This is a genomic window from Planococcus notacanthi, from assembly GCF_030407825.1.
GTDB classification, from domain to species: Bacteria; Bacillota; Bacilli; order Bacillales_A; family Planococcaceae; genus Planococcus; species Planococcus notacanthi.
In genome coordinates this window covers 415,480-425,209 of sequence record NZ_JASDCQ010000003.1, presented here as the reverse complement: position 1 = coordinate 425,209, position 9,730 = coordinate 415,480, and the positions used below count along the sequence as shown (strand labels likewise).

11 protein-coding genes and 2 tRNA genes are annotated in these 9,730 nt (G+C 44.2%); all 13 read right to left on the bottom strand.

What is annotated here, in order from left to right; genetic code table 11:
• Positions 1 to 150: 150 nt before the first annotated feature.
• The 13 genes from QMA01_RS13435 to QMA01_RS13375 all read right to left on the bottom strand — a co-directional run bounded on the left by QMA01_RS13435 (position 151) and on the right by QMA01_RS13375 (position 9,665).
• Positions 151 to 225: transfer RNA gene (locus QMA01_RS13435), tRNA-Glu, on the bottom strand.
• Positions 226 to 230: 5 nt separating this feature from the next.
• Positions 231 to 305 (bottom strand) — tRNA-Asn (locus QMA01_RS13430).
• 175 nt (positions 306 to 480) lie between these two features.
• A complete protein-coding gene (locus tag QMA01_RS13425) occupies positions 481 to 933 on the bottom strand; it encodes a SprT family protein (protein WP_191715585.1) in 453 nt (150 codons plus the stop codon).
• Positions 934 to 955: 22 nt separating this feature from the next.
• Positions 956 to 3,121 carry a Tex family protein gene (locus tag QMA01_RS13420; protein ID WP_290215187.1) on the bottom strand — a complete coding sequence of 722 codons (2,166 nt, stop codon included), beginning with the start codon at positions 3,119 to 3,121 and terminating at the stop codon, positions 956 to 958.
• 232 nt (positions 3,122 to 3,353) lie between these two features.
• Positions 3,354 to 4,601 carry an MFS transporter gene (locus QMA01_RS13415; protein ID WP_191715584.1) on the bottom strand — a complete coding sequence of 416 codons (1,248 nt, stop codon included), beginning with the start codon at positions 4,599 to 4,601 and terminating at the stop codon, positions 3,354 to 3,356.
• A 201-nt stretch (positions 4,602 to 4,802) separates the two neighbouring features.
• Positions 4,803 to 5,402, bottom strand: a complete 600-nt coding sequence (locus QMA01_RS13410; RefSeq protein WP_191715583.1) for a PP2C family serine/threonine-protein phosphatase — start codon at positions 5,400 to 5,402, stop codon at positions 4,803 to 4,805.
• Positions 5,402 to 6,184, bottom strand: a complete 783-nt coding sequence (gene sigB, locus QMA01_RS13405; protein WP_191715582.1) for an RNA polymerase sigma factor SigB — start codon at positions 6,182 to 6,184, stop codon at positions 5,402 to 5,404. Before sigB ends, QMA01_RS13410 begins: the two co-directional genes overlap by 1 nt.
• Positions 6,162 to 6,632, bottom strand: coding sequence for an anti-sigma B factor RsbW (rsbW, locus tag QMA01_RS13400; protein WP_191715581.1), 471 nt, complete (start codon positions 6,630 to 6,632; stop codon positions 6,162 to 6,164). The genes sigB and rsbW overlap by 23 nt, the downstream gene beginning before the upstream one ends.
• A gap of 1 nt (position 6,633) precedes the next feature.
• Positions 6,634 to 6,963, bottom strand: a complete 330-nt coding sequence (locus QMA01_RS13395; protein WP_191715580.1) for an anti-sigma factor antagonist — start codon at positions 6,961 to 6,963, stop codon at positions 6,634 to 6,636.
• Between the two features lie 94 nt (positions 6,964 to 7,057).
• Complete coding sequence (locus tag QMA01_RS13390) at positions 7,058 to 8,059, bottom strand: PP2C family protein-serine/threonine phosphatase (RefSeq protein ID WP_191715579.1); 1,002 nt, start codon at positions 8,057 to 8,059, stop codon at positions 7,058 to 7,060.
• 12 nt (positions 8,060 to 8,071) lie between these two features.
• Positions 8,072 to 8,473, bottom strand: coding sequence for an anti-sigma regulatory factor (locus QMA01_RS13385; RefSeq protein ID WP_006830184.1), 402 nt, complete (start codon positions 8,471 to 8,473; stop codon positions 8,072 to 8,074).
• A gap of 2 nt (positions 8,474 to 8,475) precedes the next feature.
• Positions 8,476 to 8,838, bottom strand: coding sequence for an STAS domain-containing protein (locus tag QMA01_RS13380; protein WP_008432419.1), 363 nt, complete (start codon positions 8,836 to 8,838; stop codon positions 8,476 to 8,478).
• Entirely contained in the window at positions 8,838 to 9,665 is an 828-nt protein-coding gene (locus tag QMA01_RS13375) for an RsbT co-antagonist protein RsbRA (RefSeq protein ID WP_191715578.1), read from the bottom strand. The genes QMA01_RS13380 and QMA01_RS13375 overlap by 1 nt, the downstream gene beginning before the upstream one ends.
• Positions 9,666 to 9,730: the final 65 nt, after the last annotated feature.

The following is a 9,730-nucleotide window of genomic DNA, read 5'->3' as shown; positions in this document are numbered from 1 at the left end:
CAATAATAATAAAGTTGTAATTTCCTTATAACCATTCTGTAAAAGCAACGAAAGCAATAACTCGTTTCATTCTACTCGATTGGCTTGAGTGTTAGTGTAACACAGAAGTTATCGAACTATAACTTTTCAGATTAATTGTTTTTTATAAGATGGTGACCCCTACGGGATTCGAACCCGTGTTACCGCCGTGAAAGGGCGGTGTCTTAACCGCTTGACCAAGGGGCCATAAATGGCTCCGAAGGTAGGACTCGAACCTACGACCATCGCATTAACAGTGCGGTGCTCTACCACTGAGCTACTTCGGAATAATGTTTTATTACTTGTCGACTTTTTCTATTATAAAGAGGTCTGAAGGAATCGTCAATACCTTTTTCACTTTAATTTATTATTTGTTTTTCACGGCTACATATTGTGCATGAAATAACAATAGCAAAAGGGAGGCTGCCAACGATTGGCCAGCCTCCCCACTCTATTAGTTAATCATTTCATCGTCAGTTTTCCTGAGCAACGTCCACATCTGTAACGATCCGTATTCATCCGGATCTTGCGCTGATACTTCGTTTTGCACGTAACGCATTCGTAATTATACGCCATGGCAGGACGCCGCCTCGTTTTGTTTTCCAAAGTGGAACAAAAGCGCGGTGAACCGGTTTCCTTCAACAATTCCCGAAAGTCCCTGTCGCGATGCTTATAGCCTCTTCCTTCTATATGAAGATGATAATGGCACAGTTCGTGTTTAATAATGCCTTCAAGTTCGGCATAGCCGAACTTCTCATAAGAGCTTGGATTGATTTCGATATTATGCGAACGCAACAGATATCGGCCTCCTGTTGTCCGCAGCCTGGAATTGAAAACACCTTCATGCCGAAAGGGTTTCCCAAAACTCACCAGTGAAATTTCCTTGATCAGCCCAGTTAATTCTTCGTTCGTCATGTTAACTCCCCTATGCTTAAGGTTAAAGGATCTGCTCTTTTGGCTGAAGCATTGTCAGAGCAATCCGCCCTTTGTCTTTCTCCACTTTCTCCACCCAGGCTGTGACAATGTCTCCCACTGCCACTACTTCTAACGGATGCTTCACAAAGCCCTTTTTCAATTTCGAGATGTGCACGAGGCCATCCTGCTTCACCCCGATATCAACAAATGCACCAAAGTCCACAACGTTGCGGACTGTTCCCTGCACTTCCATCCCTGGCAGCAGATCTTCCATTTTCAGAATATCATTCTTCAATAGTGGTTGCGGGAATTCATCGCGCGGATCACGGAACGGTTTCTTCAACGCATCCAGAATATCTTTCAACGTAACTTCCCCTACTCCCCATCGTTCGCTAAGCTCGGTCAGTTCGAGCGCTTCCAATTTTTCAGAGATGCCTGCTTTTCCAACCGATTTCTTATCTTCTCCAACCAACTTCAACAGCTTTTCCGCAATTTCATAACTCTCCGGATGAATGCCTGTCGCATCGAGCGGATTCTTTCCTTCAGGGATCCGCAGGAATCCGATTGCCTGTTCATAGGTTTTCGCTCCTAAGCGCGGAATCTTTTTAAGCTGAACGCGCGAAGTGAATCGGCCATTCTCATCACGGACCTTGATGACGTTTTCCGCCACGGTTTTACTTAAGCCCGCCACATATTGCAGTAAAGAAGAAGAGGCCGAATTGACGTTGACGCCGACTTGGTTAACAGCAGTCTCTACCACAAATGTCAATTGATCCGCTAATTTCTTCTGGGAAACGTCGTGCTGATACTGTCCGACACCGACCGCTTTTGGATCGATCTTCACCAATTCAGACAACGGATCTTGCAGACGGCGTGCAATCGATGCCGCACTTCGCTCTTCAACTTTTAAATCTGGAAACTCAACACGGGCAATATCGGATGCCGAATAGACGCTGGCCCCTGCTTCGTTGACGATCACATATGAGATATCGGCCGAGGTTTCCGACAGAAAGTCTGCTACAAATTGCTCGGTCTCCCGAGATGCGGTGCCATTGCCGATCGCCATGATTTCAATCGGGTATTTGGACGTTAACCGCTCCATGATTTTCTTTGCACCCACTTGATCGGATTTCGGCGGATGCGGATAAATGACTGCCACTTCCAACAGCTTTCCTGTTTCATCGATAACTGCCAATTTGCAACCGGTGCGGTAAGCCGGATCGACCCCTAATACCATCTTGTTTTTCATCGGAGGCTGCAGCAAAAGGTTCCGCAAGTTTTCTGAAAAAATATGGATGGCTTGCGTTTCCCCTTTTTCGCTCAGCTCCGTCCGGATTTCCCGTTCAACGGATGGTTGGATTAGCCGCTTGTAACTGTCTTCAATTGCCGCAGCGACCACTTCACCGGTCAGACGTGCCTGCTTCATCCATTTATTTTTCATCAATGTGATGATGCGATCCGCAGGCGAATTAATGGATACTTTCAAGACATCCTCTTTTTCTCCGCGGTTGATTGCTAAAATCCGGTGCGGAACGATTTTCTGGATAGCTTCTTCGTATTCGTAATACATTTGAAAGACTTGTTTTTCATCCTCGTGATTTTTCTTGGCGACAGTGGCAATGGTTCCGTCTTTTCGCGTCATATAGCGGATTTTTTCCCGAATGTCAGGATCATCTGCAAATAATTCCGCCAAAATATCCTGCGCCCCTTGAATCGCTTCTTCCGCTGAAGCTACGCCGGCTTCCTCTTCAACAAATCCCTGCGCTTTGTCAGTCAGTTTTTCATTGCCAGGTTCCATCAGCCAGTCCGCTAATGGCTGCAAGCCTTTTTCCTTCGCGATGGTCGCTTTGGTCCGCCGTTTTTGCTTGTATGGCCGGTATAAATCTTCAACGCGCTGCAGGACTGTGGCATTGTGAATCGCCTTTTCCAGTTCATCTGTCAGCTTTTCCTGTTCCGCTATGGAACGGATGACATCTATTTTTCGTTGCTCTAAGTTCTGAATGTATGTATACCGGTCGTCAATTGCTTTGATTTGGACTTCATCCAAAGATCCGGTAGCCTCTTTCCGGTACCGCGCGATAAACGGCACAGTATTGCCATCTTCAATCAATGCGATGACCTGGGCAACCTGGTTGTTTCGTACGCCCGTTTCTTTTGCGATTAATGTGTGGATTTGTTGCATTTCCATCTGGACACTTCCCTTCAGTTCCCTTTCATTTTAACACATTCTGAAAAGCGCAAGCAGTCAGAGGGGGGCTGCCGCTACTATTAACAACCCGTAATATAAACACGAAAAAAGCCCTCTTTTTTGAGGGCCTCCATTATTCACTGGATCTATTTTAAAGAAACGCTGAACTTAATTATGGGATTGTACTTTTATAAAGAATGCTTTCTCTTAGTGGAAGCAAAGCGCCTTTCTCTTAGGTCTCTGTCGGAACTTCGACCAGCGCCGGTTTGTTGCGGGTTGCTTTTCCTTTTAATGTTTCAATTAATCCAAAGGAAATAAGGAAAGCGATCAAGTAGGAAATCGGAATGACAACCATAACAGCGGTCAATCCAAAGGAATCTGCCAATATGCCGGATAATCCAATCGAGAAGGCACCCACCAATTCGCCAATCCCCATAATCAATGCATTCGCTGTAGCCATTACCGCTACAGGCACACTTTCTACCGGAATGATGCTTTGGTAAAGTGTATTCATCGCCAAGATAATTCCACCCAGCAACACCAAAACAACCAAGCTTACCGCGGATTGCGGGAAAACGAACAAAACAAGAGGTGTTACCATGGCCATAGCCAAGTACCCTGTCATTGCTGGTTTACGGCCGATTTTATCAGAAGAGTAAGGAATGAATATCTGCCAGATGATAGTCAATAGACCAAACAGCGAGAACACCAAACCCATTTGAGTGTTTGACAATAGGCTCACTTGTGTCAGATACAGCGGCAAGAATGCATTAAATGTCCACATCGCACCCATACAGAAAATACTGATCAAAATACAAATCAGGATATTGCGGTTTTTCACACTGTTATAGATAGTGCTGACATTGAATGCAGTAACAGCTTCCGTTTTCACCACAGTTTCAGGCAGTTTCACAAAACGAAGCATCAGCAAAGCTGCAATGAAACTTGGAATACTGACGAATAAAAACGCATAACGCCAACCGAATAAGTCGCCCAATTGCGTCACCACCAATGGCCCAATCGCCACTCCAATTACCGCAGCCCCCGCATAAACTAAGCCCATGTTGCGGCCCAGCGTTGTCGGACGCGAGACAGAGGCCAAAAGTGAAAGCGAAATCGGAAGAATAACCCCTTCACTGGCTCCCAGTAAGGTCCGGACAATCAGCATATACGTGTACGTTTCCGCAAACATGGTCAGAAGCGCCAATACGGAGGTGACGATCATCGCCCAAAACAAGATGGTCTTTTTATGTCCGAGGCGATCTGAGAGAATTGCAAACGTCGGAGCTGCCAGCGCAAAGCCAATGGTCTGCCACATATTGATTTGGCCGATTTTCGTATTCGTTAATGCAATATCTTCAATAATAAAAGGCATGAGCATGGAAATTGCTTGTCTATCCAAATACAGAAAGCCCCATGCCACGAAAAAAAGCATAACCAGTATCGTTTCGTAACTTAATCCCTTTTTAATCTTCGCCATTTTGCCAACCCCCTCGTTTGTTCTTTTTTGCTCCGATTACTCTACCTTTCAACTACTCGTTCCCACTTCCCCTTTCCGTTCTGCTTTTGTACTAATTGAATTGTATGAGAAAGCGCTTTCAAATTATAGAATAAATACCTTTTAATTTTGTCAGAATTTTAAGTAAACTTATACGGTTTTTAATCCACAAAAAAAGCCTTCTCATTTGAGAAGACTTCCTGTTATAAAGGTCGCGTCGTCACCTGTTTGGATAGACGCCAATATATCTCGATACAGTTGTTCAGGAACTGCAGCTTTTCGCATCATGGCTTTTGGATTTCTTAAATCCACTCCATCGGAATGAATCAAGAACAAATCATCTTCCACATACGTGTATAGCTGAGTGCGCAATTTTTGAGGGCGCCCTGATAAATACCCCATAACCGGCAATGGGTAAATAATTTCATCCGTCGCTTTGCGATACAGATAAAAGCGGATATTGCCGACACAGCTGTATTCAAGGGTCTTTTTATTAAAATCGACTTTAAAGATGGCTACGGCAGCTCCACGTTTTTGGAGCATCAATCCGTTGAATCGATACATCAATTGATCGATTGTTTCGTGGTGGTATTCACGCAAAATTTGCGGAATGACCTGAGACGATTCACGCGCCACAGGTCCACTCCCTAGTCCATCGGCTACGGAGCAAATAAAGTAATCATCCGTCAACACCGTATGGTAACTGTCGCCGGATTCATGATTCCCTTTTTTTGCTTCGTTGAAAATAAAAGCATCTACAAAACTATGCTGAATTTTCTCCACTACGAAACCCCACCAGCCGCTAAAATAGCTTCCTGCAATTTTTTGATGGCTTTTCTTTGCAAACGGGATACATGCATTTGAGAAATACCGAGTTTATCCCCAGCTTCTTTCTGGCTCAGCTGCTCTATGTAAGTGAATTGGATGATTTGCTTTTCCCGTTCTGAAAGCACATTCATCGCTTCAGCTACAAGCATGCGCTGATCCGCTTTCTCGTAACCATCGTCTTCCTGGCCTACAACGTCAAACAATGTGACGGTACTGCCATCTGAATCCGCCTCCAAAGAGTGGTCCATTGAAAGTGCCTGATAGCTTTTGCCCATTTCCATCGCTTCTAATACATCGTCTTCATCGACATCCAAGTATTCGGCAATTTCCCATACTTGCGGTGAACGCTGAAGTTCTGTAGTCAACACTTCAACCGTCGCTTTAATACGGGGCCCCAACTCTTTTATGCGCCGCGGCACATGGATTGCCCATGTCTTATCGCGCAAAAAGCGTTTGATTTCGCCAATAATTGTAGGCACAGCAAAAGCTTCAAAGCTACGTCCGTATGAAGGGTCGTAGCGTCTGATAGCTCCTAAAAGTCCCAACATGCCTACTTGCGCGATATCTTCATGGTAAGATTTACCGTTAGAATACTTACGCGCAATGGATTCAACAAGACGTTTATAATTCAACACTAAATTTGTCTGGGCTTCTTCATCTTCTGTCTTTTGATAAGCTTCAATCCACTCAAGCACCTGCTCTTTAGTAGGCTGATTAGGATGAGACTGTTTCGACATCCTTCTCCACCTGCTCTCCTTCAACATGCTTTGTCATGAAGATTGTTACGCCTTCTTGATGATGAACTTTGACTTCATCCATTAATGTTTCAATCAAATACAAGCCGAGACCTCCTTCACGAAGAAAAGCACCTTCTTCTTGGTCGTGATAAGGACCTACTTTTGCCTTTGTTTCTTCAAAGTCGAAACTTTGGCCATGATCCGCCACCATAATCTCGATTTTGTCTTCGTATAAAGCGCAACCGATGACAACTTCGCCTTCTTCGCCTTCTGCGTAAGCGTGTTGAACTGCATTGGTCACCGCTTCGCTTGAAGCAATCTTCAAATCTTCTATATCGTCAAATGAAAAGCCAATGCGGCTGGCCAGCCCCGAAATGGTAAGTCTTGCAACCCCAACGTATTGGGATTTGGCAGGAACGCGCATTTCTACATAATCGAAAGGACGCATATTAGTTACCACCCTTCCCGACTGATTCGATATCCATAATATCGCCTAAACCGGTAATATCGAAAAGCCGTTTCAAGCGGGCTGAAAGTCCTTTTAACTTTACGTGTCCGCCATTCGAATTGACTGATTTATAAAATGCTACGAAAACGCCTAATCCTGTACTGTCCATATAATTAACGTTGGAAAGATCCAACTCTGCTTTCAATCCTTGATGATTCTGATAAGTTTCTAATTTTTCCCGTAGGACTGGTGCAGTGTGCGCATCAATTTCACCGCGGATAAAGCCCTCGAGAATATTGTCTGATTCAGTTAGGTCAACTTGAATATTCATTGTAATTCGACACCCCGTTTTTTTTAATTCAACCCCGCTAAAAAAAAGCTGTTCTAAGCATTAATACCACAATCAGCGCATTGCTAAACATTCCTTATACTTTTTTGTAGATCACCAATGTGAAATCATCCTGGAATTGCGCATTTTGCATGCGCTCAAGCTCATCGTAAACGTATTGTACAATGCTTTGCGCAGGTTCATCTTTTTTCCGTTCAATCAATTCAAAAATCACTTCTCGCTCAATAAAGCCGTCTTCATTACGGCCCTCTGTGACCCCATCGGTCATCATGATGACCAAGTCGCCTTTTTCCAAATCGACGGTATGTTCTTCATAGACTGCTGCAGGAGATACTCCAAGCAGCAAGCCTTTGGCGAATAGCTCGCTGAATTCGTTGTCTTTAGCACGGTAGAGGATAGCTGGTTCATGGCCTGCCGATCCATAGGTCAACCGCGCTTGCTTGGCATCGTAATTGCTATAGAACATGGAGACGAACATCGAGTCATCGACACTTTTTTCCACAATTCGGTTGATGACGCTCAAAACATCTTTAGGAAGTGCATGCGAACTGTTCAGGCTGTCCATGCCAAACTTGATCATAGACATGCAAAGAGCAGCCGGAAGGCCTTTGCCGATTACATCTGCAACCGCCACCCCAGCATACCCATCATGGTCACTGACAAAATAAATGTAATCGCCATTCATTTTCCGCGCAGGAATAGAGAGAAGGCCGATATCCAAGCCTTCCAGCAACGGCAATTTGGTCTTCAGCAAGGTTTCCTGAACGTTGGCAGCAAGATCCATTTCCACTTTCAATTCTTCTTGCTGCTTGAGTAAGCTTTGGCGTTCTTGCAACGCTAACCCATAATTAATCATCATTTCAATCAGAAAATCAAATGAATGCCACACCACTTCCGGCAATTCACTGTATAACTCTTGAATTGCCGCTTTGTGCATGCTGATGACTTCTTCAGGTGCAATATTTTCCAAAATCAGCTGCCGGCTAAAATTTTGGCCGACATACAGATTTTGTTCTGTCTGTTTTTTCATATATTCATTTAAAATCTCTTTGTATTGATTCTCAATTTCTTGAGCCATTGGGTTTTCCCCCTAACGAAGCCACTTAGTAGCTCTTATATCTGTACCCTCGCCTAATATTGTTTCAATCTTAAAGTCATCCATTAAGCGTTTGACACCAGGCAATCCTGCTCCTAACCCGCCGGAAGTTGTAAATCCATCTTCCATCACTTTGCGGATATCAGGAATTCCCGGGCCGCTGTCTGCAGCTATGATTAAGATTCCTTTGATGCCATTTTCTGTTAACTGTTGTATTTCAATCCTGCCTTTTCCGGCATATAAATATATATTGCGGGCAAGCTCGCTGATAGCCGTTGTAATACGGGCCTGATCAACTGTGCCAAATCCAAGCTCTTTCGCCACATTGCGTCCGAGTTGTCTTGCAGCCACAATATCCCATTCTGTCAAAATTTCCACCGAGGACTGGTCGCTCATGTTTAAGCCTCCAATTCCAATTGAAGTTTATCCAAGCCATTTTCTAAATCTAGTGCTGTCATAACGTCTTCTAGTCGAATTCCCAACTCGATCAAAGTGATAGCGACTGCTGGCTGGATACCGGTAATGACTACTCGGGCCCCCATCAAGCTTGACATGCTGATGACGTCTCCAAGAACTTTCGCAATAAATGAGTCGATAAAATCGATGGATGTTAAATCGATGACTACACCTCGCGCACTTGTTTCGTGCAATTTAGTCAGTAGATCCTCTTGAAATTGAAGAGCCGTCTGATCATCAAGCTCCCATTGGATTGAAACAATTAATGTATCTCGTAACTTTAAAATTGGAATTCTAAAATTCATCAGTCCTCAACCTCCACAATCTTTCGGTTTGTCCAAGCCAATGCCTGTTCTACGCCTCGCTGCAACGTACTTGTTGTCGTAAAATCATTCAAGTTAATGCCGAGCGTGACAATCGTCTGAGCAATCTCAGGACGAATTCCGACAAGCATACACTTCGCTCCAACCAGACGGACAGCATCCGCTGCCTGGATAATGTGATGGGCGACCATTGTATCTACAACCGGAACACCGGTGATATCAAGCAATACAACTTCTGCACGGTGCTTGACGACACCTTCCAACAAGTTTTCCATAATCAATTTTGCGCGTTCCGTATCAATCGTCCCTACGAGCGGCATTACGGAAACTTTTTCAAAAACCGGAATCAGCGAGGCTGATAACTCCTGCAAAGCAATCTTTTGAAGGCTGACCGTACGTTCCCACGTTTTGGAATAAGCCTGAATGGTGCTGTCCCGAATCGGTGAAATCCAGTTGCTGAATTCATCTACAAACGGTTTGATATTCCCTTCGTTAATGATTTCTTCCCGGACCATTCCTTCATAGACGATTTCCGCAAAATGATTGATCGCTTTTGTAACAAAGGTGATGGACCAGCCAAGGCGAACTACCTTTTCCGCAAAATCATTGACTCGGCTTTCATAAGCCTGATGGCTTTCTAATAAATTGGATATCATCAGCTCCGCAAATTCATGGCTAGTCTGATTCATCAATTCAACAGGCATCACTTGAAAAGCGCGTTCATCTTTCTCGTTTTTCATTTTTTCCTGCCAGTTTGAAATAATCTCTGTTAAGTTGCCTTGTATATATTGAGCCATCTGTTTATTCATATGGATCAAAAACCCTCCCTGTGACACTATGTATCTCAAATTTTATCTGCTACTCTTTATTGTAT

Excerpts from the sequence above, each read along its gene's own strand:
- QMA01_RS13425 (WP_191715585.1), bottom strand. The coding sequence starts at position 933 with ATGACGAACGAAGAATTAACTGGGCTGATCAAGGAAATTTCACTGGTG.
- QMA01_RS13420 (WP_290215187.1), bottom strand. The coding sequence starts at position 3,121 with ATGGAAATGCAACAAATCCACACATTAATCGCAAAAGAAACGGGCGTA.
- QMA01_RS13415 (WP_191715584.1), bottom strand. The coding sequence starts at position 4,601 with ATGGCGAAGATTAAAAAGGGATTAAGTTACGAAACGATACTGGTTATG.
- sigB (WP_191715582.1), bottom strand. The coding sequence starts at position 6,184 with ATGTCGAAACAGTCTCATCCTAATCAGCCTACTAAAGAGCAGGTGCTT.
- rsbW (WP_191715581.1), bottom strand. The coding sequence starts at position 6,632 with ATGCGTCCTTTCGATTATGTAGAAATGCGCGTTCCTGCCAAATCCCAA.
- QMA01_RS13395 (WP_191715580.1), bottom strand. The coding sequence starts at position 6,963 with ATGAATATTCAAGTTGACCTAACTGAATCAGACAATATTCTCGAGGGC.
- QMA01_RS13390 (WP_191715579.1), bottom strand. The coding sequence starts at position 8,059 with ATGGCTCAAGAAATTGAGAATCAATACAAAGAGATTTTAAATGAATAT.
- QMA01_RS13385 (WP_006830184.1), bottom strand. The coding sequence starts at position 8,473 with ATGAGCGACCAGTCCTCGGTGGAAATTTTGACAGAATGGGATATTGTG.
- QMA01_RS13380 (WP_008432419.1), bottom strand. The coding sequence starts at position 8,838 with ATGAATTTTAGAATTCCAATTTTAAAGTTACGAGATACATTAATTGTT.
- QMA01_RS13375 (WP_191715578.1), bottom strand. The coding sequence starts at position 9,665 with ATGAATAAACAGATGGCTCAATATATACAAGGCAACTTAACAGAGATT.